Raw genomic sequence first — 21,942 nt, forward strand, 5'->3', positions numbered from 1 at the left:
GTATCCGCTGCCCGGGCTGCCGCCCGGGAGGGAGGTCGTTGGTGATGTCACCAGTTGTAGGGCCTCGCCTATAGACGGCCCTGCCTGCGACTAGAACCGGCGATGCGCCTCAGAAACTGCCGGTCTTGAAGACCCGGCCGTCTGCTTCAAGCAGGCGCCACGCGCTGCCCTCCCGATGCAAGGTCCGCCCGGTGTCCGGGTAATGGCAGATGTCGCGCTCGACGCGCGTGCCCACGATCATGTAGGTGCACGGCGCGTCGGACTGGTTGGAGGCCCGGTGCGCGATCGGCGCCCCGGCCGGCCAGCACGCGGTATCGCCGGGCTGCAGGACCTCCTCGCGGTCGCCTTCGGTGATGGTGACCTGGCCGGACAGCACGTAGAGCATCTCGTCCTCGTTCTCGTGCCAGTGCCTGTTCGACGACCTCGCCCCGGGCTGCAGCGTCTGGACGTAGGCGCCGTACTGCGTCAGGCCGCCGAAGGCGGACAGTCGGACGGTGTCCGTGATGCCGAACGACGCATGCTCGGCATGGTCGGCCTGGGCCTCGGTCTTGCGGATGATCATGGTGCCGCGACTCTACCCGTCCCTCGGACGTATTCCAAACTCGTATGGCAGCGGTCGAAGATTGGATGTTTCCCCACTGGCTGAAGCTCCTAAGCTGGGCAGCGTTCCTCAACGAGCCGGCGCCATGCGAATCACGAAGCTGACGACCTATCGCGTTCCACCGCGGTGGATGTTCCTGAAGATCGACACCGACGAGGGCGTGGTCGGCTGGGGCGAACCCGTGATCGAAGGTCGCGCGCGCACCGTCGAGGCCGCGGTGCACGAGCTGTCCGAATACGTCGTCGGCCAGGATCCCTCCCGCATCAACGACCTCTGGCAGCTCATGTACCGCGCGGGCTTCTATCGCGGCGGCGCGATCCTGATGAGCGCCCTCGCCGGCATCGACCAGGCGCTGTGGGACATCAAGGGCAAGGTCCTCGGCCAGCCGGTCCACGAGCTGCTGGGCGGGCTGGTCCGCGATCGGATGAAGGTCTATTCCTGGGTCGGCGGCGACCGCCCCGCCGACGTCATCAACGACATCCGGCGCATGCGCGAGGGCGGCTTCGATACCTTCAAGATGAACGGCACCGAAGAGATGGCCATCGTCGACAGCGCCCGCAAGGTGGACGAGGCGGTGGCCCGCATCGCCGAGATCCGCGAGGCGTTCGGCCACGAGATCGAGTTCGGCATCGACTTCCACGGCCGCGTGGCCGCGCCCATGGCCAAGCCGCTGCTCAAGGCGCTGGAGCCGTACCGGCCGCTCTTCGTCGAGGAACCCGTGCTCGCGGAGCAGGCCGAGTACTACCCGCGCCTGGCCGAGCAGACCACCATCCCGCTGGCGGCCGGCGAGCGCATGTATTCCCGCTTCGAGTTCAAGCGCGTCTTCGCCGCCGGCGGCATCGCCATCATCCAGCCGGACCTGTCGCATGCCGGCGGCATCACCGAGTGCGTCAAGATCGCCGCGATGGCCGAGGCGCACGACGTGGCCCTCGCCCCCCACTGCCCGCTGGGACCGGTGGCGCTGGCGGCCTGCCTGGCGGTGGACTTCGTGTCGCACAACGCCGTGCTGCAGGAGCAGAGCATGGGCATCCACTACAACCAGGGCGCCGAGCTGCTGGACTTCGTGACCAATCGCGAGGACTTCCACATCGAGGACGGCTTCATCCGGCCGCTGCTCAAGCCGGGCCTGGGCGTGGAGATCGACGAGCAGCGCGTCATCGAGGCCAGCCGCCATGCCCCCGACTGGCGCAATCCCGTCTGGCGTCATGCCGACGGCAGCGTCGCGGAATGGTGATGACTCAGCGCGCGCGCCTGATCGCGCTGGACTGGGGAAGCACGCGGCTCCGCGCCTTCCTGCTGGGCGCGGACGGCGAGGTGCTGGCCACGCGCGAGTCCGACGCCGGGGCCTCCACCCTGGGCGGCACCGACGCGTTCGCCCGGGCCCTGGAAGACCTGGTGGGAAGCTGGCGCGCGCAGCACGCGGGCATCAAGCTGCTGGCGTGCGGCATGGTCGGCAGCCAGCACGGCTGGCGCGAGGTCCCGTATGTGCCCTGCCCCGCCGATGCCGCCGCCTTGGCCGCCCAGGCGCTGCCGCTGGACGATGCGTTCTGGATCATTCCCGGCCTCGTCGACGATGCGGGACAGCCGGACGTCATGCGCGGCGAGGAGACGCAGATCATCGGCGCGTTGGCGCGACATCCCGAGTTGTCGGCGGATGCCTGCCTCGTGCTGCCCGGCACGCATTCGAAATGGGCGCGGGTCCGCGATGGCCGCGTCACCGGTTTCGCCACGCACATGACCGGCGAGCTCTACGCCTTGCTGCGCCGGCAGTCGGTGCTCTCGCGGCTGATGCCGGCCGACGACGGCCCGCCCGCGTCGGACGACGCATTCCTTCGCGGTCTGGACGCGGCCCAGGAGCCCGCCGGGCTCGGCCGTCAGCTCTTCGGCGTGCGCACGCTGGGCCTGTTCAAGCAGCTGCGGTCCGAGGAACTGCCCGACTACCTGTCCGGCCTGCTGATCGGTCACGAGGTCGCGAGCGAGCTCGGCGACCTGCGCCGACCGGAGGAGACGGGCGGCGCGGCATCGCAGCGTCTCGCCCTCATCGGCGATCCGGCCCTGTGCAGGCGCTACGCGCTGGCCATCGGGCGATTCGGTGGGCCCTCGCCGCTCCTGCTCGACAACACCGCGCCCGCCGGCCTGTGGCGGCTGGCGCAAACCATGAAGCTCGCCTGATGTTGACGACCGCGCTGCAACACCTGCCCCTGATCGCCATCCTGCGAGGCGTGGGTCCGGACGAGGTGGAGGCCATCGGCGATGCGCTCCACGCCGAAGGATTCCGCCTCATCGAGGTGCCGTTGAACTCGCCGCGCGCGCTCGAGTCCATCGCCCGGCTCGCGCGGCGGCTGCCGGCCGACACGGTCGTCGGCGCCGGCACGGTGCTCACGGCGACCGCCGTCGCCCAGGTGCGCGACGCGGGCGGACGACTCATCGTCATGCCGCACGCGGACGCCGCCGTGATCCGGGCCGCCAAGGCGCTCGGCCTGTCCTGCGTGCCGGGCGCGGCCACGCCGACGGAGGCCTTCGCCGCGCTCGATGCCGGCGCCGACGCGCTGAAGCTCTTCCCGGCGGAGCTGGTCACGCCCGCCGTCATCAAGGCGATGCGCGCCGTGCTGCCGCGCGACCTGCCGCTGCTGCCGGTCGGCGGCATCACGCCGGACACCATGGCCGCGTTCAAGGCGGCGGGCGCCGCCGGATTCGGCCTGGGATCGGCGCTCTATGGTCCGGGGCTAGCCGCGGTCGAGGTCGGGCAGCGCGCGCGGTCCTTCGTCAACGCCTGGCGCGCCCTCTGACATGCCCTCACCGCAACACGCCCCCATGGCTTCCGCCCCCTCGCTCGACACGTCGTTCGACACCTCGTTCAACACGTCGCTCGACGCGTTGTTCAACGCGCCGCTTGAACTCGTCCTGACGCAGAGCGCGACGCTAGGCGAGGGACTGCAGTGGCACGACGGACGCTGGTGGTGGACCGACATCGAAGGCGCCACGCTGCAGGCCTGGCGTCCGGGCGATGCGGCGACCAGCGTCTGCCCGTTGCCCGATCGGCTCGGCAGCTTCGCGCACTGCCGGTCCGGGCGCGTGCTGCTGGGCCTGAGCAAGCGGCTGGCCTTCTCGACGCTGGACGACGCGCTGGCCTTGAGCTCGTTGGAGACCGTGACGCCCGTCGATGCCGCCGAGCCGCGCACCCGCATCAACGACGGCCGCACCGACCGGCGCGGCCACTTCGTGTTCGGCACCATGAACGAGGCCAAGGAACGCCGCACCATCGCGAGCTTCTACCAGTTCTCGATGCGGCATGGCCTGCGCCGCCTGGCCCTGCCCGCCGTGGCGATCGCCAACAGCCTCTGCTTCAGCCTCGACGGCCGCACGATGTACTTCTGCGACACGCTGACCCGACGCATCCAGCAGTGCGCCTACGACGCCGAGAGCGCCCAGGTGTCCGACCTTCGGCTGTTCGCCGAGATGGACCAGGCGCAGGCCTGGCCCGACGGCTCGACCATCGACGCCGAAGGCTGCCTGTGGAACGCGCAATGGGGCGCCGGCCGCGTCGCGCGCTACGACCCCGAGGGCCGGCTGATGGGCGTCTTCACCGCGCCCGCCGCCCACACCAGCTGCCCCGCCATCGGCGGCCCGGGACTGGACCAGCTGATGCTCACCACCGCCCGCCAGGAGCTGAGCCGCGAGGCCCTGGCGGCGCAGCCGTTGTCCGGCAGCCTCTTCGGCCTGCGCCTGCCCCGGGCCCTGGGCGTGCCCGACACCCTGTTCGACGACCGATGAACGACCGATGAACGACCAATAGACGACCGATAGACGATCAGCAAAGGAGACAACATGACGACAACAAAGACCACCACCATCACGACGGGCGGCGCGGCGACGATGCCGCGACGCGCCGTCCTTGCCCTGCTGAGCGTGCCGCTGGCCGCGAGCCTTGCGCTGCCGCACGTCGCGCGCGCGGCCGAACCGGTCAAGATCGGTTTCCTCGTCAAGCAGGCCGAGGAGCCCTGGTTCCAGGACGAATGGCGTTTCGCCGAGCAGGCGGCCAAGGACAAGGGCTTCACGCTGGTGAAGATCGGCGTGCCCAACGGCGAGAAGATGATGGCCGCCATCGACAACCTCGCCGCGCAGAAGGCGGCCGGCTTCGTCATCTGCGCGCCCGACGTGAAGCTGGGCGCGGCCGTGAACCGCGCGGCCAAGCGCCACAACCTCAAGGTCATGTCGGTGGACGACCAGCTCGTCGACGGCGCCGGCAAGCCCATCGCCGACATCCCCCACATGGGCATCTCCGCCTACGAGATCGGCAAGCAGGCCGGCCTGGGCATGGTCGAGGAGATCAAGGCCCGCGGCTGGAAGCTGGACGAGGTCGGCGCCCTGCGCGTGGCCTACGACCAGCTGCCCACCGCGCGCGATCGCAACCAGGGCGTGCTGGACGCGCTGAAGGCCGCCGGCCTGCCGGCCGCCAACGTCGTCGACGCGCCCCAGGCCAAGACGGACACCGAAAGCGCCTTCAACGCCGCCAACATCGCCTTCACCAAGAACGCGAAGTTCAAGCGCTGGGTCGCCTTCGGCCTGAACGACGAGGCCGTGCTCGGCGCCGTGCGCGCGGCCGAAGGCCGCGGCATCAAGCAGGACGCGATGGTCGGCATCGGCATCGGCGGCAGCCAGACCGCGCTGAGCGAGTTCTCCAAGCCCACGCCGACGGGCTTCTTCGGCACGGTGCTGATCAGCCCCAAGCGTCACGGCTACGAGACGGCCGTGGCCGTCTACGACTGGGTCACGCAGGGCAAGGCGCCGCCGCCCGTGACGCTGACCAGCGGCACGCTGGTCACGCGCAAAAACCAGGCCGAGATCCGGAAGCAGATGGGCCTGTGACATGGCGTCGCTGCGATTCGACAACATCAGCAAGCACTTCCCCGGCGTCAAGGCGCTGGACGGTGTCTGCTTCGAAGCGCGCGCCGGCCAGGTGATGGGACTGCTCGGCGAGAACGGCGCCGGCAAGAGCACGCTGCTGAAGATCCTGGGCGGCCAGTACCGGCCCGACGGCGGCGAGTTGCGGCTCGACGGCGAGGTGTGCCGCTTCAGCTCGGCCGGCGACGCGATCGCCGCCGGCGTGGCCATCATCCACCAGGAGCTGCAGTACGTCCCCGAGCTGACGGTGGCCGAGAACGCCCTGCTGGGCCGGCTGCCGACGCGCCTGGGCCTGGTGGACCACCAGGCCGCGCGCCGCCGCGTGGCCGATCAGCTGGCGGCGATCGGCGTGGACCTGGATCCGGGCGCGCGGCTGTCCGAGCTGTCCATCGCCCAGCGGCAGATGGTGGAGATCTGCAAGGCGGTCCTGCAGGACGCGCGGGTCATCGCCTTCGACGAGCCCACCAGCAGCCTGTCGCACCGCGAGACGGAGATCCTCTTCCGGCTCGTCAAGCGCCTGCGCGCGGAGGGCCGCACGCTCATCTACATCTCGCACCGTCTGGAAGAGCTGTACGAGCTCTGCGACGCCTGCACGATCTTCCGGGACGGCCGCAAGATCGTCACGCACGAGGTCATGGCCGAGGTGCCGCGTGAACGCCTGATCGCCGACATGGTCGGCCGCGAGCTGCGGGACATCTACGACTACCGCGCGCGCGAGCACGGTCCCGAGCGCGTGGCGGTGCGGGGCCTGCACGGGGACCGCCTGCCCGAGCCGCTGAGCTTCAGCGTGCGCCGCGGCGAGGTGCTGGGCTTCTTCGGTCTCGTCGGCGCCGGCCGCACCGAGCTGATGCGGCTGCTCTACGGCGCCGATGCGCGCCGCGGCGGCGAGGTCCTGCTCGACGGCCGGGCGGTGTCCGACGGCGGCCCGCCCGCGTCCATCGCGGCAGGCATCGTGCTCTGTCCCGAGGACCGCAAGGAACAGGGCATCCTGGCGCACAGCTCCGTCGCGGAGAACATCAACATCAGCTGCCGGCGTCACGGCCTGGCGGGCGGCCTCTTCCTGCGGCCGCGGCTCGAGGCGGCGCGCGCCGACGCCTTCATCCGCAAGCTGCGCATCAAGACGCCGCATCGCGGGCAGGAGATCCGCCTCCTGTCGGGCGGCAACCAGCAGAAGGTCATCCTGGCGCGGTGGCTGGCCGAGCCGCATCTGAAGCTGCTCATCCTGGACGAGCCGACGCGGGGCATCGACGTCGGCGCCAAGAACGAGATCTACCGGATCATCCACGACGTGGCGTCGGCCGGCTGCGCCGTCATCGTCGTCTCCAGCGAGCTGCCCGAAGTGCTGGGCATCGCCGACCGCGTGATCGTCATGCGCGGCGGACGCATCAGCGGCGAGCTCTCGCGCGCCGACGCCAGCGAGACGGCCGCCCTCGCGCTGGCGCTCCCTGACGGAGCGCCGCCGGCGCCCCTGCATTGACCATGACTACCATGCACTCCACGTCAGAATCCGCCCTGTCATCCACGGCGCCCTCCCCGGCGTCATCCGCGGTGTCCTCCGCGCCCTCCTCCTCTCCGTCCTCCGCGCCTCCCACGGAACGCCCTCCCGGCATGCACCCCACCGCCCGCGCCCTCCTCAAGGAGCACAGCATGACGCTGGGCTACGGGCTGCTCTTCGTCGTGCTGGCGCTGACCGTCGAGAACTTCTTCTCCACGGCCAACGTCGTCGGCCTGCTGCTGTCCGTCGCCCAGATCGGCATGGTGGCGTGCACGATGATGTTGTGCCTGGCCTCCCGGGACTTCGACCTCAGCGTGGGCTCGACCGTCGCCTTCGCCGGCGTGCTGGGCGCCATGGTGCTCGAGCGCACCGGCAGCGCGGCGCTGGCCGTGGGCGGCGGGCTACTGGCCGGCGCCCTGATCGGCGCGGGCAACGGCGTGCTGATCGCCTACCTGCGCGTGAACGCGCTGATCGCCACGCTGGCCACCATGCTGATGGTGCGCGGCCTGGCCTTCATCGCCTCCAAGGGCCAGGCGGTGGGCATCGACCACGAGGACTTCATCAGCTTCGGCGACAGCACCTGGCTGGGCCTGCCGCTGCCGATCTGGACGACGGCGCTGTGCTTCCTGGTCTTCGGCGTGCTGCTGAACAGCACCGTCTTCGGCCGCAACACCCTGGCCATCGGCGGCAACCCGGAGGCGGCGCGCCTGGCGGGCGTCCGCGTGGAGCGGCTGCGGGTCTGGATCTTCCTGCTGCAGGGCGTCGTCACGGCCCTGGCCGGGCTGATCCTGTCCGCCCGCATCACGAGCGGCCAGCCCAACGCGGCCACCGGCTTCGAGCTGGACGTCATCTCGGCGTGCGTGCTGGGCGGCGTGTCGCTGCAGGGCGGCAAGGCGCGTATCTTCGGCGTCGTCGTCGGCGTGCTCATCATGGGCACGGTGGAGAACGTCATGAACCTGCTCAACGTCGACGCCTTCTATCAATACCTGGTACGCGGCCTCATCCTGCTGGCCGCGGTCCTGCTCGATCAACTGAAAACGCGCGGCGAGCGCCGCGCCTGACACGATGAGTGCACGTCTGAGAGGCAAGGTCGCGCTGGTGACCGGCTCCACCCAGGGCATCGGCAAGGCCGTGGCCCGTCTCTTCGTCGCGGAGGGGGCGAAGGTCATCCTCAACGACCTGGCCGTCGACGACCACTCGCAGGCGCTGCTGGCCGAACTGGGCGAGGACAACGCGCTCTTCATCGCGGCCGACATCGCCGACGAGTCGGCGGTGCAGGCGATGGTCGCCAGGGGCGCGGACCGTTTCGGTCCGATCAACGTGCTGGTCAACAACGCCGGCCTGGACATCTTCACCGAGCCGCTGGCGATGACGGCGGCGCAGTGGCAACGCTGCCTCGCCGTGGACCTCGAGGGGCCGATGCACTGCAGCCGCGCCGTGCTGCCCGGCATGCTCGACGGCGGCGGCGGCAGCATCGTCAACATCGCGTCGGTGCACGGCCATCGCATCATCCCGGACGCGTTCCCCTACGCGGTCGCCAAGCACGCGCTGATCGGGCTGACCAAGTCGCTGGGCATCCAATACGCGGCGCGCAAGGTGCGCGTCAACTCGATCTCGCCCGGGCTCATCCTGTCCGAGCGTGTGGTGGAATGGCTCAAGCGCCTGACTCCCGAGGAGGCGCAACGCCAGATCGACCTGCTCCCCTGCAAACGCATCGGCGAGCCCATCGAGGTGGCCTACACCGCGCTGTTCCTGGCCAGCGACGAGGCCCGGTTCATCAACGCCACGGACATCCTGATCGATGGCGGGCGTTCGCAGCTTTATCACGACTAGGCATGCCCGATCCGCGTTCCGACCGCTTCGTCCGATCCCATCTGAAAGTCCGGCAACTCGTGCTGCTCGTGGAGCTGGGCCGCCACGGATCGATCCTGCATGCGGCGCAGGCCGCCAACCTGACGCAGCCCGCGGCCTCGAAGCTGCTGGCCGAGCTGGAGCACGCGCTGGGCATGAAGCTGTTCGACCGCCTGCCGCGCGGCGTGGCGCCCACCGACTACGGGGCGGTCATGATCCGCCGCGCCGGGGCGGCCCTCGCCGAGCTGGACGCCGGGCACCAGGAGGTCATGGAGCTGTCGTCGGGGCTGTCGGGCCGCGTGGCCATCGGCGCGGTGCTGACGCCGGCGACCACCCTGCTGCCGCGGGCCGTCGTCGCGCTCAAGGCCCGGCAGCCGCGGGTGCACGTGACCATCACGGTGGACACCAGCAAACCGATGATCCAGCAGCTGCAGAATGGCGAGTTGGACCTCGTCATCGGCCGCGTGCTGGACAGCGAGTCCGCGGCCCAGCTGAGCTTCGAGCCGCTGTCCGAAGAGCCGCACCGGATCATCGTGCGCGCCGGGCATCCGCTGGCCGGGCGAAGTGATCTCAGCCTGCAGGAGCTCGCCCGCCAGGCCTGGATCCTGCCGCCGGGCGGCAGCATCCTGCGGGACCGGCTCACCGCGCTGTTCCTCAGCGCCGGCCTGGACCAGCCGCACCAGGCGGTCGAGACCTTGTCGCTGCCGGTCGTGACCAGCCTGCTGGGCATGTCCGACATGGTCGTCGCCCTGCCCGAGGAACTGATCCAGCCCTACCGCGACGCCGGTCTGCTGACGGTCCTCGACTTCGACCTGGGGCTGCGCATGGACGCCTACGGCATCGTCACGCGGCGCGGCCACCAGCTGTCGCCGGGCGCCGAGCTCATGCTCGACTGCCTGAGGGAAGAAGCCGCGCGTCGGGTCCTCTGACGCCGCCACCGGCGCGACGCCCGCTGCGGGCACCAAGCAAGGCAGAAGTTTCGAGCACTTTCGTTCGATCGACAATCGCAAGAGAAAATCTCGTGGAAAACGAGAGACGGCGACAAACGAAAGCATTCGTAGACTGGGGCCATGACAAAGTCTCTCCTGTGCCTCGCCCTCCTCACCGCCTTCGGGGCCCAGGCACAGCAGGCGCCGCTGCAGCCGACCGGCCGCTGGGAACACCAGCCGGTGGGCACCGCGCCCACGCCGCCGATGGGCTGGTCCAGTTGGAACGCCTTCCGCGTCGACATCACCGAGCAGAAGGTCCTGGATTCCGCGCAGGTCATCGTCGATTCGGGACTGGCCAGCGCCGGCTACCGCAGCATCAACGTGGACGACGGCTGGTGGCTCAAGCGCCGCACCGGCGACGGCCGGCTCCAGGTCCGCACCGGGCTGTTCCCCAGCGCGGCGATCGCCGGCAAGGATTCGTCGCTGCGGCCCTTCACCGACAGGATCCATGCGATGGGCCTGAAGGCGGGCCTCTACAGCGACATCGGCCGCAACGCCTGCTCGCAGGCCTATGACGCGGACAGCCCCAACCTGCCCGAAGGCACACCCGCGGAGCGCGAGGTGGGCCTGATGGACTTCGTGGAACAGGACGTGGCGCTCTTCTTCCGCGAGTGGAACTTCGACTACCTGAAGGTCGATGGCTGCGGTCTCTCGTCCTATGGACGCGACCGTGCCCACGTCGCCTCGGGCCAGTACCGGGCCTTCAAGCCCATGATCGTCGAGGGCAACGTCAACCAGTCCGACGTCGCGGGCACGAAGGCGCTCTACGGCCGCCTGCGGCGCGCGCTGCACGAGGTGCGGCCCAAGGGCGATTACGTCCTGTCGGTCTGCCTGTGGGGCACCGTCAACGTGCGCAGCTGGGGCCAGGACTACGGCACGATGTGGCGGACCAGCCGCGACATCGCCAGCGGCTTCTCGCAGATGGTGCACAACTTCGATTCCGTGTCCACACGCGAGTTCTACGCCGGTCCCGGCCGCTGGAACGACCCCGACATGCTCGAGATCGGCAACGGCGACTTCGACGGCCGGCATCTCGACGAGGCGCGCACGCACATGGCCCTGTGGGCGATCGTGGCCGCGCCGTTGATGATGGGGACCGACCTCTCGAAGGCGTCGCCGGCCATCATCGACATCCTGAAGGCGCCGGAGGTCGTCGCCATCAACCAGGATCCCGCCGGACACCAGGGCGTCATCGCGTACGCCGACAGCGACCGCCAGATCCTCGTCAAGACGCTGTCCGACGGCCGCAAGGCGGTGCTGCTGTTCAACCGCGGCTCGGAGCCCGGCAAGATCACGCTGACGGCCGCGCATCTGAAGATGGACGCGGCCGCGCCCATCGCGCTGCGCAACAGCTGGACGCGCTCCGACGACGGCACCTTCACCGGCGAGCGCGTCTTCGAGCTCAAGCCGCGCGAGACGCTGCTGTTGACGGCGACGGGCCGGCACGCGCTGCCTCGCGGTTACTACGTGTCCGAGCGACCCGGCGACGTCTACGTGGCGCGCGACGGCGTCCGCGCCTTGGAGCCCGACCCCATCGGCTACCGCTCCCTCGCGTCCTGGGGCAGCACGGACACCGGCGGGACGCGGCCTGCCTACGCCGGCTGGGGCGGACCGCGCGCCGATTCGACACCGTATGACCAGGCGCTCCAGGTCCAGGGCCGGCTCTTTCGGCACGGCATCGGCACGCTGGCCGATTCGCGGCTCCAGGTGCGCGTGCCGGCGGGGTCGCTCCGCTTCACGGCGAACGTGGGCGTCGATGATTCGACGCGCGGCAAGACGTCGCCGGTCAGCTTCGAAGTCTGGGGCGATGGCAAACGGCTCGCATCGACGCCGCCGATGAAGTTCGGCCAGCCGGTCCGCGAGCTCCGTGCGGACCTGCGCGGGGTGAAGCTGGTCGAGCTGGTGGCGCGGCAGCATGGCAAGGATGCCGACGGGCCGGTGGTGGTGACCTGGGGTGAGGCGCGGGTCGAATAGGCGGGGCGGTGCCAGGTCTGAACAGCAAGATCACTCAAGGCAGCTGCCGTTCGACGCCTTCGTCGTCCATGAACAGGAAATCGGTCGGCACGAAGCCCTCGCCGCGGCCGTGATCCCAATTCAGGATGTCGGCAAACCTGAACCGGTCGATGACCGCATGTGAAGCCGGATCCAGACGCAATCTCGGCGATGCGTTCTCGTGGTACTCCAAGGAGATCAGCAAGCGGCTCCCCTCCTTGCCGGGCTCCGTGGAAATGGCCCAAGCGTCCCATCGAAGCCTTGGCCGCCTTTGAATCGCCGTCGTGCACCGATGGATCCTGGCCTCCACCGCCCGCTCCGGGTTCGGCAGGATGATGCGCTGCGCGACGGTGGACGTGCAGTCACGGTCCTGGATCAGGATGACCGCCTGCTCGACGAGCAACTGTCCGAAGACCCAGAGAAACCCCGCGATGCCGATCCACCGCAGACACCGCATGACGAAGGCGGCGGGACGGTCGATGGCGCTGCGGACGAGTTGTTGCCACGCGATCATTCATCGGCTCCGAAGCGCAAGACCATGTGCATGGTTGGAGCACCACTGCGCACGATCCGTCGCAAGGACGATGCGGGAACCCCGCTCAAGGTGATCGACTCGGCCGTCCATTCCCGACCGATGCCGGCGACGGCGGGCGAAGCTTTCAGGTCGACGAATGCCTCCCCGGAACCATCGCGGCTCTGCCTCAACGCAAACCCCTGACGTGCCGTTCCTATGGCACCTGGATCGAAGTGAATTTCGACCAAGACGTATCGACCGCTCGGCGACACCTTGACGGACTCCGCGCGAGCGCCGATTCCGTTCACGAGCAGGAGCAGCAGGGCTCCCGACCAGAAGGTCAACGCCGCGACGTGGCCCAACCAGCGGAAGCTCAAGGTCAGGAACCGGATTCCGGGGGCGGGGGCGGGAGAGCGAGGAGATGACAGCACGTGCATGTCATCGAGTGTTGCTTCGTCGCGAGTGGCCAGAGCGATGTCCCGGTGAAGCGGAGGTGAAGTCAATGAACCCGCGCATGCCGGCGGCACTGCCCGCTCGGGTTTTCGCCCTATCCCCGTCTCCGCGACACGCGTTAGTTTCCAGCTCCTCAAACAAGGAGCGCCATGCGACGTCTCGCCTGCATCACTCTCGGAGCGCTATCGCTGTGTATCGGCTGCAGCACCACTGCGCTCCGACTTCCCGTGCGACCGGAACCGGCTACCGTCCGCAACAGCACCGCCTGCAATGAACTGGGCCCGCCGGACTTGGCGGACAGCCCGAAGTCGAGCACCGCGAAGCATGGCTGGGCACTCATCCGGTTCGATGTGGAGCAAGGCGACGTCGTGAATCTGCAGATCACGGACTCGAGTCCGGAAAAGACCTTCGACGCCGACACGATGGCCTTCTTCGAGAAGATGCGATTCCCTTCGCGCGGCACGGCTCATGGATGCGTGTGGAGCCACAAATGGGGATGACTGCGCAAGGACAACGGCGGCGAACACGGTGCGTCCGGAGCGTGATGCTCTGGCTGGCGCTGTGGGCTTGCAGCGCGGCGTCGGCGGAAGGCGTTGTCCCCTCCTGCGCCGAGAAGTCCCCGACACGCCAATCGTTCGAGCGTTTCGTCATCGCCAGTTCGGCGGCCCTGCGCGACGGACCTGCCACCTCGTCGGGCTTGCGAATTCATCTGCCCATCGCGACGCCGCTTCGCGTGACCTGTGAAGACGGCGGCTGGCTGCAGGCCTGGGCGCCGATGCACGGCGGCAACACGGGTTGGATCCGCGCCGACCTGGTCGGGGACGAGGAACCCTCCCTGCCCGGCGAACTTGATCGACTGAGGGCGGCCTCCCCCAGGATCGGGGACTGGTGAAGCAACTCGCCGACCGTGTCGTGGCGCTGGGCGCATTGGATGAAGGGGCGCACGAGGCCGCGATCCGCGCGCTGGAGATGGCGGGCGAGCGCGCCGGCGCGGCGCGGCTGCGCCAGCAACTCGCCGATTTGAGGAACCCCGTGGTGCGGCGGGCGTCCGACGAGCCCCAACTGATCTTCGTCGTCGATGGGGGCACGATTAGTCCTCTCGCCACGCTGGACCATGGCGAGCTCATGTCGTATTCAACGGGCTCGGGCGACCAGGAGGCAATGGCCGATGCCGCTCGTCGCTTCTCGGAACGGTACTTCGCCACTCGGCGCGCGTATCACCTCTATTCCAGGGGCGCAGCGGAGGGGCTGGCACTGGTGAACAGGAAGGAGGAGCCGGGTTGCTACTCCATGATGGCGAGCTTCGCGCGCGTACCGAAGGGGGCCTCGACGCTCGAAGGCGGCATCGCGACGAACTTCGACCTCAAGTCAGGAAAGCCGAAGCCGGCTCCCGCCCTGACGGGAGAGCAGCGACGACAGATGGTCGACCTGGTCCGTTCCGTCTTGCAATCCGAAGCCGTCGGCGAAGGCCCCATGAACGCGCTCCTGAACGCCCACGATGCCAACGGGCCGGCGGGGCTGATCATCGATGTCGGCCCATCCGGCGATTCTCCGTTTCCGGTGTTGATCGCAACGGCCAGCTTCGAAAGCCAATCTGGACAGGACGAACCGGAACTGTCCTATCACGGCTACGAACTACGGATGATCGCGGAGGCGGACAAGAGCGGCCGCTATCGGCTCACGCACAAGGAGTTCAACCACACCGAGGCCGTCCAGGAATTTTCGCCCCGCCGCTTCTTGACCTACATGGACATCGACCAGGATGGCCACGATGACCTGGTGTTCTCCGGGTCGGGATACGAGTGGTGGTGGTACGAGGCGCTGGGGCGGAGCGCGGACGGCTGGAAGCTCCTTGTGCAAGGCGAAAGCAGCGGTTGTTGACGAGAACACATGGGGGTTGGCCTGCGTCCGCATCTGGCGGCGGAGCCCCCATCGGGACACCGCTCCCTCCGCTGATCACTGCCCCTCGCCCTTGCGAACGTGATACCTCGCAATCGCCAGGGTGACACCGACGTAGGCCACGCTGTAGCAGAAGAGCCAAAGCGCCATCAAGACAAGCCCGCCCTCAAAGAATCCTCCGCCCTCTTCAACCGTGCAGCGCTCGCCACGGCAGGAAGCGGGGGCCAAGGAAATCAGCGCAATCGGCACCCTCAGTCCTTTCCCAGCATCACGGGCTCCATGCCTTCGTTGACGCACCAGCTGACGAGGCGGTCGCGAATGCCATCTGTGCAGCCAATCAATACCTGGACATCTGGGTACTCGGGCAGGCGAAGCGCATCTCCCTGCAAAGCATCCTTCAGCTCGGCGTAGCGTCGATCAGAGGTGCGTACGAAGCCGCGCTTTGCCTGATTGGGCGACAACCAGATCCATTCTTGATCACCACCCGATTGCAACTTGCAACGGCGAACCGGGTAGCCATGGTCATCTTCATCGGCAGGATCGAAATCGACGCCGGTGAACGGTCGCAGGCGGCGCGCCGCCTCATCGATCGAAGCCGCATGGCGCAGGCCCAGGATGTCGCTGCCGTAGCTCGGCACGAGCAGGCGCAGATAGCCCTCGAAGGTGGCGGCGACCTGAAGGTCAAGCTCCGCCTCAACATCGACGAAGGCGACGCGCGGCTCCTCAGCGTTCCGATAGTCCAGACAGAGGAACCAATGCCCGTCGCCATCGAACGGTACCAGCCGATTGCAGTCGCTCGGCGACCAGCATCCGTCGTCTTCGGCAGCTTCCGGATCGAGGGCTTGGTGGTATTCGTTGATGTTGGGGAAGTGCGGCCCAATGCCCCAGATCGAGTTGTGCGGCGGTTCCTTGTCCGGTAATTCATAACGGATGTAGCCACCGTTCTGCACCTGGAGACAGGCCAGATAGGCGTCCGGCAACTTCACGCCGAGTGCCGCTTCCGCTTGCGCGACTGCCGCCGGCGTCCCATGCCTCGCTTGTAGATAGCTTACGCGAAGAAGCCCGCCTAGTAAGCGAATCGAATGAACAAGATCAGGAAGCCGTGACGTTGCTGTGGAATTGGCATAACGATCAGAAGCTCCGGGAGCGTGCTGAATCACTCTTAAGCGTTGAAACTCAAGATTCGCTGTTCACACCTTTCGTCTATCTCCGACTGCAGCAAGCGCTGATGCGGCGTGTTGCAGAGCGACGAGTCGTAATTGAGACTCTACCCAGCAGCAACGTTCGCATTAGCCAATACGAACGATTTGAAGAGCACCACGCTCTTCGTTGGATTGGCGCTGCAGGTCATGTGCGTGAAGGCGACACTCCCATCATGGTGTCGCTTGGATCAGACGACCCCGGCATCTTTGCTGGCAACCTCAAGGGGGAGTTCTATCAGCTATATGCCGTTCTCAGGCAACAGGGCATCTCAGACGCTGATGCATTACGCCATGTCAGCATCATCAACGAGCGGGGACGCCAGTATCGATTTCATGATTCCGCGCTCTAGTCACTGCTGGACGAGTGACGCCTATCACTACTCAGTGACACCACTCACGCAATGAATGCCCCCGCACGCACCCCTTTCTCGCGTGCTCTAACCCTCACAGGACTTTGAACGAGGCCACCGACTCCGCCAATCGTTGAGCCTGCGCTTCGAGGCTGTTGGCAGCCGCGGCACTCTCTTCCACCAACGCCGCGTTCTGCTGCGTCACCTGATCCATCTGCGTGATCGCCTGATTGATCTGCTCAATGCCGCGGCTTTGTTCTCCGGCGGCGCCGGAGATCTCATTCACCAGCTCGCTCACGCGCCTGATCTGCTCGACGATCTCCCGCATCGTTTCGCCAGCGGCTGCGACCTCACGGCCGCCAGACGCCACCGACACCCCAGACGTCCCGATCAACGTCTTGATCTCCCTAGCCGCACTCGCGCTGCGCTGCGCCAGCGCGCGCACCTCGCTCGCCACCACGGCAAATCCTCGCCCGTGCTCCCCGCCCTCGCCGCCTCCACCGCGGCATTCAGCGCCAGGATATTCGTCTGGAACGCGATCCCATCGATCACCCCGATGATGTCCTCGATCCGCTTGCTGCTGTCCGTGATCGCATCCATCGTCGCGACCACGCGCCCGATCACCTCCCCGCCGCGCTTCGCCGTCCCCGACGCCTCCGCCGCCAGCGCCGTCGCCTGACGCGCGCTGTCCGCCGCCTGGTGCACGGTCCCGGTGATCTCCTCCATCGAGCTCGCCGTCTGCTGCAGGCTGCTCGCCTGTTCCTCGGTGCGGCTCGACAGGTCCAGGTTCCCCGCGGCGATCTGGCTCGACGCCGTCGTCACCGAGTCCACGCCGCTGCGCACCTCGCGCACCAGCCCGCGCAGGCCTCCCACCATGCGCGCCAGGCTCTCCTGCAGCTCCCCCAGCTCATCGCTGCGCGTCACGCGCACGTCCGCCGTGAGGTCGCCCCCGCCACCGACTCCATCAACCGACGCACCTCCGCCAGCGGCCGCGTCACCGACCGCGTCGCCATCACGCCGAAGGCAACACCTGCCACCACGCCCGCGATCACCGCGATCCACAGCACCAGCGTCGTGTCCCGCACCGCCTCCTTCGCCTGCGTGCCGGACTCCGCCATCAACTGCTCCTGGCGATCCACCAGCTTCGTCAGCGCATCCACGTAGGCCAGTTGCGACGGGCGCAGCTTCTGCATCAGCACGAGCTTCGCGCCGTCCATGTCCTCCGCCTTCACCTGCGCGAAGAATGCGTCCAGCGCTTCGCCGTAGCCCTTGCGCACGCTCAGCGACGCCTCGAGCAGCGCCTTGGCCTGCGTGTCCTGGACCGTCGGCACCAGCTCGTCATAGATCTTCGCCGCGCGCTGCCGCGACTCGCGGATCGAGGCCAGCTCCAGCTCGCGCTCCTGCGCCGTGTCCAGCAGCAGCACGTTGCGCGCATTGCGGGATTGCAGGTTGAGCTCGTCGAAGATGCGGCCCACCGACCGCACCTTCACGTAGCGGTCGCCGATCACCTGGTCCAGCCGGCCGTCCACCGACGTCAGCCCGCCGTTCGACGCGCCCGCCATCAGCAGCATGAGCAGGACCATCAGCCCGAACGCGACGGCCAGTCGCCCGCCGATCCTGAGATTGAACACCGAAGACATGGGCACTCCCTTGTTGTGAATGCCCTTGGGATCGGCACCAACCCGGGAAGCCTGAGGGCCTATCGCCCCGCGTGGGCGTGCTGCGCCCAACTTGCGCGGATTTCCTTGATTTAGGTCAAGGAGGTCTCGATCGCTACCTCTTTCGAGATCGCCGCCAGCCGCGCTACCGTCGGCCGTACGCGGAACGCATCCTTGACCAGGCAGAGCGACAGTTCAGGCAACGGCGGCAGTCCCATCGCCTCGTCCGCGGCCTGGAGGCCGGCGGGCGATTGAAGCGCCACGCGCGGCAGCACGCCCAGTCCCGCCCGAGCCGCCGCCCACAGCGCGGAGAGGCTGGTCGTCGACATCGCCGGGCGCCAGGCGCGGCCCGCCGTGTCCAGCGCCTCCATCGCCGTCTGCCGGAACAGGCACGGCGCGTCCGACACCAGCAGCGGCAACGGCGCCGCGGGGTCAGGTGTGAACCCGGGCGCCGCGTACCAGCGCATCGGCAAGGTCGCGATCGCGGCCGGATCGCGCTCGTCCGCCGGACGGAAGACCAGGCCGAGGTCGAGTTGCCCCGCTTCGAGCTCGTCGAGCACGCGATCGTTCAGGTCCACGTTCACCCGCACCTTGGTGCCCGGATGCGCCTCGCGGAAACGCGCCAGCGTCGTCGGCAGCAGGCTGTCCGCGACGTCCTGCGGCATGCCGAAGAGAATCTCGCAGCAGGGATTGAGCTGGTGCAGCGCCACCATCGCCTCGTCGTTCAAGGCGAGCAGCCGGCGCGCGTAGCCCACCAGCACCTCGCCTTCATCGGTCAGCACCTGCTGCCGGCCGACCTTGCGGAACAGCTTCAGGTCGAGCCGCTCCTCCAGCGCCTTGATCTGCAGGCTCACCGCGCCGGGGGATCGGTTCACGCGCTCCGCCGCGCGGCCGAACCCCTTGAGGTCAACCGCCGCGAGCAGCGTCCGGAGCGCCACCAGGTCCAGGATCATCCGAAGCTCCTGCCGTCGACGTCGACGGCCACCTGCGCAATATGCTCAAGCAGCGCCGCCACGTCCACCGACTCGTGCGAGGAAACGCCGATCCACGGCTTGCCGGTGAGGACCTGCTCGACGAAGGACTCGGCCTCGACGCGGAAGGCGTCCACCGCCGGCAGGGAGACGGTCTCGACGCTGGCGCCGAAGCCGCTGCCGCGCTTGATGCGCAAGGTCGCCGGCTGGTTGCCGGGCGTGCTGTTGGAATAGCTGGTCTCGATCACGCCGCCCTCGCAGGCGATCACGGCGTAGCGGTGCGCCGCCGCGTGGAAGCTGCACGAGATCTGCGCCATCAGCCCGCCCCGGAAGGCCAGGTTGGCGATGACGGCGGTGTCGGTGCCGCGCGGCCCCTGCCGCTTGAAGGCCTGGACCTGCTCCGGATAGGCGCCCGCGATCGCGCGGACCAGGCTGAGCGGATAGGCGCCCGCATCCATCAGCGCCCCGCCGGCGAGCGCCGGATCGAGCCGGATGTCGTCGGGGTTCTCCAGCTTGAAGCCGAAGCTGGCCTGGATGGACAGCGGCCGGCCCAGTTCGCCGGACTCGAGGAGGCGCAGCATCTCGACGGTCTGCGGCTGCGCCCGGTAGGGATAGGCCTCCGCGACATGCAGCCCCAGCCGCTGGGCCGTCTGGTGGATCAGCCGCGCCTCCTGCGGCGAGCCGGTCAGCGGCTTCTCGCACAGCACGTGCTTGCCGGCTTCGAGCGCGCGCAGGCACCACTCGGTGTGCAGGCTGTTGGGCAGGCCGATGTAGACGACCTGGACCGATTCGTCCTCGAGCAGCGCCGCGTACGACCCGTGCGCGTGGGCGATGCCGTGTTTCTCCGCGAAGGCTTCAGCGGCGGCCTGGGTCCGGCTCGCCACGGCGGCGACGTGCAGCGTCGACGAGCCCTTCACCTGCTCGGCGAAGTGATTGGCGATGGATCCGGTGCTGAGGATGCCGAAGCCGAGGGAGGCGGTACGGTCGGGGCGTTGGGCGAGCGAAGCGGGCATGAGGAGTCCGGAGGAAATGATGGGCGTCGATGAGCAGGCACTCTATGGATCGCCCTGCCCCGCGACAAACGATTAATTCCGCCGGGGGGCTTGAGGAAAGCTAAACGGTCCCGGTGCGGATGCGGACGCGGACGCGGACGCGGATTCGAATGCGGATGCGGCGGCGATCCGCAGTTGCTTATGCGGCTTTCTGCGTGGCGTACCGGCGTACGGCATGCCAAGGTCCGGCCCATTCCGCCATCAGGAGTCTCGCCATGTCCCAAGTCCTGTCCACCGCCGTGCCCGCCGACCTTCCCCACGCGCGGGAAGCCGACCACCCGATCGATCCGCTGTTCCTGAACCGCTGGTCGCCGCGCGCCTTCACCGGCGAGTCGCTGGACACCGCCACGCTGCTGCGCTTCCTCGAAGCCGCGCGCTGGGCGCCGTCCGGCTACAACGTGCAGCCGTGGCGCTTCGTGTATGCCCTGGCTGGCACGCCCGCCTGGGCCACGCTGTTCGAGACGCTCAGCGTCACCAACCAGAGCTGGGCGCACCGCGCGTCGGCGTTGGTGCTGGTCGTGTCGCAGCAGCGCTGGCTGCCGCCGGGCAAGTCCGCGCTGGAGCCCAACGCCACCCACGCCTTCGACGCCGGCGCCGCCTGGTCGCATCTGGCGCTGCAGGCCTCGCTGTCGGGATGGCATGCGCACAGCATCGGCGGCTTCGACCGCCAGCGGGCCCGCGAGTCGCTGAGCATCCCCGAGGACTACACGCCGCAGGTCATCGTGGCGCTGGGCCGCCGCGGCGACAAGGCCGTGCTGCCCGAGGCGCTGCAGGCGCGCGAGCAGCCCAACACGCGCCTGCCGCTGAGCGCGATCGCGGCGGAAGGTCACTTCCCGTTCGATTGAGCGGGACCGAGGCGGCAGCGACTGACCCCGCCTGGTCGTTGCCCGCTCACAGGATCACGCGCTCTCGCGCGCGATCACCTCGCACTGCAGCGCCGTGAGGCGCTCCGGCTGCTCCCCGGCCACCAGCTTGAGCACATGCGCCGCCGCGTGCTCGCCGATCTGGCGGGCTGGCGGTCGGATCGTGCTGAGGCTGGGCAGCAGCTTGTCGGCGAACGCGTAGTCGCCGAAACCGAACACCGCCACGTCACCCGGCACCGACCAGCCTTCGCGCTGCGCCGCCAGCAGCGCGCCGCAGGCCAGGTTGTCGTTGGCGAAGAACACCGCGTCCGGCCGCTGCCGCTTGCGCGCCACCAGCGCACGGAGCGCTTCGGCGCCCGCGTCCATCGGTGCGGGCGCGACGGGGCGGATGGCCACCGGATCGCCGCGATGGCCAAGCTCGCGCAGCGCCTCGGCGAAGCCGTCGTGCCGCTCCTGCGCGCTCAGGTCGCCCGCCGCGCTGTTGTGCACGAACGCCAGCTTCCGATACCCGCGCGCCCACAGATGCGTCGCCGCATCACGTCCCACCTGCCGGTGCGAGAACCCGATCTGCAGCGTCGGCCGGCGCGGCGTCAGCTCCCAGGTCTCGATGACCGGGACCTGCGTCGCCTCGATCAGACGCTCGGTCGCGGCGCTGTGATGCCGGCTCGTGAGCACCAGCGCGGCCGGCCGCCAGCCGAGGAAGGCGCGCACCGCGCGTTCCTCGTTCTCCTTCGAGAAGTAGCTCGACGCGAGCAGCAGCTGATATCCCGCCGCCGCCAGCCCGTCAGACAGCGCCTCCAGCGTGTGCGCAAAGATCGGCCCGGAGATGTTGGGCACCACCATCGCCACGACGCGGCTCTGCGCCGACGCCAGCCCGCCGGCCGCGAGGTTGGGCACGTAGTCGAGCGCGTCGACGGCGGCCTTCACGCGCGCGGCCGCTTCCGCGCCGACGCGATGCGGCTCGTTGAAGAAGCGCGACACCGTGATCGCGGAAACACCCGCCTCCGCCGCCACGTCCATCAGCGTGGTGCGCTGCGTGGTCTTGCGCTTACGCATCGGCGGCTCCAGTACGGAAACCGTTTAAGGAAATCATCTTTTGGTCTTTGACGCGACTCGGCGCCGATTCGGATGATGCGAATCATGTTAG

General features: G+C 68.6%; 22 protein-coding genes and 2 pseudogenes. 15 read left to right on the plus strand and 9 right to left on the minus strand.

Annotated features, from left to right (window positions below; genetic code table 11):
- Positions 1-109 precede the first annotated feature (109 nt).
- Positions 110-562 carry a cupin domain-containing protein gene (locus ACQ859_RS20190; RefSeq protein WP_431262449.1) on the minus strand — a complete coding sequence of 151 codons (453 nt, stop codon included), beginning with the start codon at positions 560-562 and terminating at the stop codon, positions 110-112.
- A gap of 124 nt (positions 563-686) precedes the next feature.
- Here ACQ859_RS20190 and dgoD point away from each other — a divergent pair, with 124 nt between their 5' ends.
- The 10 genes and pseudogenes from dgoD (at position 687) to ACQ859_RS20240 (ending at position 11,815) form a co-directional block, all read left to right on the plus strand.
- Positions 687-1,835 carry a galactonate dehydratase gene (dgoD, locus tag ACQ859_RS20195; RefSeq protein ID WP_431262450.1) on the plus strand — a complete coding sequence of 383 codons (1,149 nt, stop codon included), beginning with the start codon at positions 687-689 and terminating at the stop codon, positions 1,833-1,835.
- Entirely contained in the window at positions 1,835-2,773 is a 939-nt protein-coding gene (locus tag ACQ859_RS20200) for a 2-dehydro-3-deoxygalactonokinase (protein WP_431262451.1), read from the plus strand. The genes dgoD and ACQ859_RS20200 overlap by 1 nt, the downstream gene beginning before the upstream one ends.
- Positions 2,773-3,390: a 2-dehydro-3-deoxy-6-phosphogalactonate aldolase gene (locus tag ACQ859_RS20205; protein WP_431262452.1), complete on the plus strand. Its 618-nt coding sequence runs from the start codon at positions 2,773-2,775 to the stop codon at positions 3,388-3,390. The genes ACQ859_RS20200 and ACQ859_RS20205 overlap by 1 nt, the downstream gene beginning before the upstream one ends.
- Before the next feature lie 25 nt (positions 3,391-3,415).
- Complete coding sequence (locus tag ACQ859_RS20210) at positions 3,416-4,375, plus strand: SMP-30/gluconolactonase/LRE family protein (RefSeq protein ID WP_431262453.1); 960 nt, start codon at positions 3,416-3,418, stop codon at positions 4,373-4,375.
- A gap of 102 nt (positions 4,376-4,477) precedes the next feature.
- On the plus strand, positions 4,478-5,470 hold the full coding sequence (locus ACQ859_RS20215) for an arabinose ABC transporter substrate-binding protein (protein WP_431266609.1): 993 nt from the start codon (positions 4,478-4,480) through the stop codon (positions 5,468-5,470).
- 1 nt (position 5,471) lies between these two features.
- Entirely contained in the window at positions 5,472-6,983 is a 1,512-nt protein-coding gene (araG, locus tag ACQ859_RS20220; RefSeq protein ID WP_431262454.1) for an L-arabinose ABC transporter ATP-binding protein AraG, read from the plus strand.
- A gap of 194 nt (positions 6,984-7,177) precedes the next feature.
- Positions 7,178-8,062, plus strand: a pseudogene (gene araH, locus ACQ859_RS20225) (L-arabinose ABC transporter permease AraH); the annotation flags it as partial.
- A gap of 4 nt (positions 8,063-8,066) precedes the next feature.
- Positions 8,067-8,834, plus strand: a complete 768-nt coding sequence (locus tag ACQ859_RS20230) for an SDR family oxidoreductase (protein ID WP_431262455.1) — start codon at positions 8,067-8,069, stop codon at positions 8,832-8,834.
- Positions 8,835-8,836: 2 nt separating this feature from the next.
- The gene (locus ACQ859_RS20235) at positions 8,837-9,781 is read left to right on the plus strand and encodes a LysR substrate-binding domain-containing protein (RefSeq protein WP_431262456.1); all 945 of its coding nucleotides are present in this window, start codon (positions 8,837-8,839) and stop codon (positions 9,779-9,781) included.
- Between the two features lie 141 nt (positions 9,782-9,922).
- Positions 9,923-11,815: an NPCBM/NEW2 domain-containing protein gene (locus ACQ859_RS20240; RefSeq protein WP_431262457.1), complete on the plus strand. Its 1,893-nt coding sequence runs from the start codon at positions 9,923-9,925 to the stop codon at positions 11,813-11,815.
- A gap of 34 nt (positions 11,816-11,849) precedes the next feature.
- Here ACQ859_RS20240 and ACQ859_RS20245 read toward each other — a convergent pair whose 3' ends face one another.
- Positions 11,850-12,347: a hypothetical protein gene (locus ACQ859_RS20245; protein WP_431262458.1), complete on the minus strand. Its 498-nt coding sequence runs from the start codon at positions 12,345-12,347 to the stop codon at positions 11,850-11,852.
- Positions 12,344-12,724 carry a hypothetical protein gene (locus ACQ859_RS20250; RefSeq protein ID WP_431262459.1) on the minus strand — a complete coding sequence of 127 codons (381 nt, stop codon included), beginning with the start codon at positions 12,722-12,724 and terminating at the stop codon, positions 12,344-12,346. The genes ACQ859_RS20245 and ACQ859_RS20250 overlap by 4 nt, the downstream gene beginning before the upstream one ends.
- Before the next feature lie 225 nt (positions 12,725-12,949).
- Between ACQ859_RS20250 and ACQ859_RS20255 the strand changes: the two genes are divergently transcribed.
- Genes ACQ859_RS20255 through ACQ859_RS20265 form a run of 3 tightly spaced genes read left to right on the plus strand, consistent with a single transcriptional unit; the run spans position 12,950 to position 14,681 of the window.
- Complete coding sequence (locus tag ACQ859_RS20255) at positions 12,950-13,300, plus strand: energy transducer TonB (RefSeq protein WP_431262460.1); 351 nt, start codon at positions 12,950-12,952, stop codon at positions 13,298-13,300.
- A 44-nt stretch (positions 13,301-13,344) separates the two neighbouring features.
- Complete coding sequence (locus tag ACQ859_RS20260) at positions 13,345-13,692, plus strand: hypothetical protein (RefSeq protein ID WP_431262461.1); 348 nt, start codon at positions 13,345-13,347, stop codon at positions 13,690-13,692.
- Entirely contained in the window at positions 13,689-14,681 is a 993-nt protein-coding gene (locus ACQ859_RS20265; protein WP_431262462.1) for a hypothetical protein, read from the plus strand. Before ACQ859_RS20260 ends, ACQ859_RS20265 begins: the two co-directional genes overlap by 4 nt.
- Positions 14,682-14,950: 269 nt before the next feature.
- On the opposite strand, the gene ACQ859_RS20270 is transcribed toward ACQ859_RS20265, so the two are convergent.
- Positions 14,951-15,859 (minus strand): SMI1/KNR4 family protein, encoded by a 909-nt coding sequence (locus tag ACQ859_RS20270; RefSeq protein ID WP_431262463.1) that lies wholly within the window; start codon positions 15,857-15,859, stop codon positions 14,951-14,953.
- On the opposite strand from ACQ859_RS20270, the gene ACQ859_RS20275 reads away from it, so the two are divergent.
- The gene (locus tag ACQ859_RS20275; protein ID WP_431262464.1) at positions 15,802-16,251 is read left to right on the plus strand and encodes a hypothetical protein; all 450 of its coding nucleotides are present in this window, start codon (positions 15,802-15,804) and stop codon (positions 16,249-16,251) included. The two genes, ACQ859_RS20270 and ACQ859_RS20275, sit on opposite strands and share 58 nt — an antisense overlap.
- A 94-nt stretch (positions 16,252-16,345) precedes the next feature.
- Here the strand turns inward: ACQ859_RS20275 and ACQ859_RS20280 are convergent.
- From ACQ859_RS20280 to ACQ859_RS20295, 4 genes and pseudogenes are all read right to left on the minus strand, one after another.
- Positions 16,346-17,181 (minus strand): annotated as a pseudogene (locus ACQ859_RS20280) (methyl-accepting chemotaxis protein).
- Positions 17,172-17,891 (minus strand): MCP four helix bundle domain-containing protein, encoded by a 720-nt coding sequence (locus ACQ859_RS20285; RefSeq protein WP_431262465.1) that lies wholly within the window; start codon positions 17,889-17,891, stop codon positions 17,172-17,174. Before ACQ859_RS20285 ends, ACQ859_RS20280 begins: the two are co-directional and overlap by 10 nt.
- Positions 17,892-18,001: 110 nt before the next feature.
- Positions 18,002-18,862, minus strand: coding sequence for a LysR substrate-binding domain-containing protein (locus tag ACQ859_RS20290; protein WP_431262466.1), 861 nt, complete (start codon positions 18,860-18,862; stop codon positions 18,002-18,004).
- A complete protein-coding gene (locus ACQ859_RS20295) occupies positions 18,859-19,893 on the minus strand; it encodes a Gfo/Idh/MocA family protein (protein ID WP_431262467.1) in 1,035 nt (344 codons plus the stop codon). Before ACQ859_RS20295 ends, ACQ859_RS20290 begins: the two co-directional genes overlap by 4 nt.
- 254 nt (positions 19,894-20,147) lie before the next feature.
- Here ACQ859_RS20295 and ACQ859_RS20300 point away from each other — a divergent pair, with 254 nt between their 5' ends.
- Positions 20,148-20,777: a nitroreductase family protein gene (locus tag ACQ859_RS20300; protein WP_431262468.1), complete on the plus strand. Its 630-nt coding sequence runs from the start codon at positions 20,148-20,150 to the stop codon at positions 20,775-20,777.
- Positions 20,778-20,831: 54 nt separating this feature from the next.
- Here the strand turns inward: ACQ859_RS20300 and ACQ859_RS20305 are convergent, their stop codons facing one another.
- Positions 20,832-21,851 carry a LacI family DNA-binding transcriptional regulator gene (locus ACQ859_RS20305; RefSeq protein ID WP_431262469.1) on the minus strand — a complete coding sequence of 340 codons (1,020 nt, stop codon included), beginning with the start codon at positions 21,849-21,851 and terminating at the stop codon, positions 20,832-20,834.
- Between the last annotated feature and the right edge of the window lie 91 nt (positions 21,852-21,942).

This window comes from Roseateles chitinivorans, assembly GCF_050632235.1.
Classification (GTDB): Bacteria; Pseudomonadota; Gammaproteobacteria; order Burkholderiales; family Burkholderiaceae_C; genus Roseateles; species Roseateles chitinivorans_A.

Coding starts and splice junctions, on each gene's coding strand:
- ACQ859_RS20190 (WP_431262449.1), bottom strand. CDS start 562: ATGATCATCCGCAAGACCGAGGCCCAGGCCGACCATGCCGAGCATGCG.
- dgoD (WP_431262450.1), top strand. CDS start 687: ATGCGAATCACGAAGCTGACGACCTATCGCGTTCCACCGCGGTGGATG.
- ACQ859_RS20200 (WP_431262451.1), top strand. CDS start 1,835: ATGACTCAGCGCGCGCGCCTGATCGCGCTGGACTGGGGAAGCACGCGG.
- ACQ859_RS20205 (WP_431262452.1), top strand. CDS start 2,773: ATGTTGACGACCGCGCTGCAACACCTGCCCCTGATCGCCATCCTGCGA.
- ACQ859_RS20210 (WP_431262453.1), top strand. CDS start 3,416: ATGGCTTCCGCCCCCTCGCTCGACACGTCGTTCGACACCTCGTTCAAC.
- ACQ859_RS20215 (WP_431266609.1), top strand. CDS start 4,478: ATGCCGCGACGCGCCGTCCTTGCCCTGCTGAGCGTGCCGCTGGCCGCG.
- araG (WP_431262454.1), top strand. CDS start 5,472: ATGGCGTCGCTGCGATTCGACAACATCAGCAAGCACTTCCCCGGCGTC.
- ACQ859_RS20230 (WP_431262455.1), top strand. CDS start 8,067: ATGAGTGCACGTCTGAGAGGCAAGGTCGCGCTGGTGACCGGCTCCACC.
- ACQ859_RS20235 (WP_431262456.1), top strand. CDS start 8,837: ATGCCCGATCCGCGTTCCGACCGCTTCGTCCGATCCCATCTGAAAGTC.
- ACQ859_RS20240 (WP_431262457.1), top strand. CDS start 9,923: ATGACAAAGTCTCTCCTGTGCCTCGCCCTCCTCACCGCCTTCGGGGCC.
- ACQ859_RS20245 (WP_431262458.1), bottom strand. CDS start 12,347: ATGATCGCGTGGCAACAACTCGTCCGCAGCGCCATCGACCGTCCCGCC.
- ACQ859_RS20255 (WP_431262460.1), top strand. CDS start 12,950: ATGCGACGTCTCGCCTGCATCACTCTCGGAGCGCTATCGCTGTGTATC.
- ACQ859_RS20260 (WP_431262461.1), top strand. CDS start 13,345: ATGCTCTGGCTGGCGCTGTGGGCTTGCAGCGCGGCGTCGGCGGAAGGC.
- ACQ859_RS20285 (WP_431262465.1), bottom strand. CDS start 17,891: ATGTCTTCGGTGTTCAATCTCAGGATCGGCGGGCGACTGGCCGTCGCG.
- ACQ859_RS20290 (WP_431262466.1), bottom strand. CDS start 18,862: ATGATCCTGGACCTGGTGGCGCTCCGGACGCTGCTCGCGGCGGTTGAC.
- ACQ859_RS20295 (WP_431262467.1), bottom strand. CDS start 19,893: ATGCCCGCTTCGCTCGCCCAACGCCCCGACCGTACCGCCTCCCTCGGC.
- ACQ859_RS20300 (WP_431262468.1), top strand. CDS start 20,148: ATGTCCCAAGTCCTGTCCACCGCCGTGCCCGCCGACCTTCCCCACGCG.
- ACQ859_RS20305 (WP_431262469.1), bottom strand. CDS start 21,851: ATGCGTAAGCGCAAGACCACGCAGCGCACCACGCTGATGGACGTGGCG.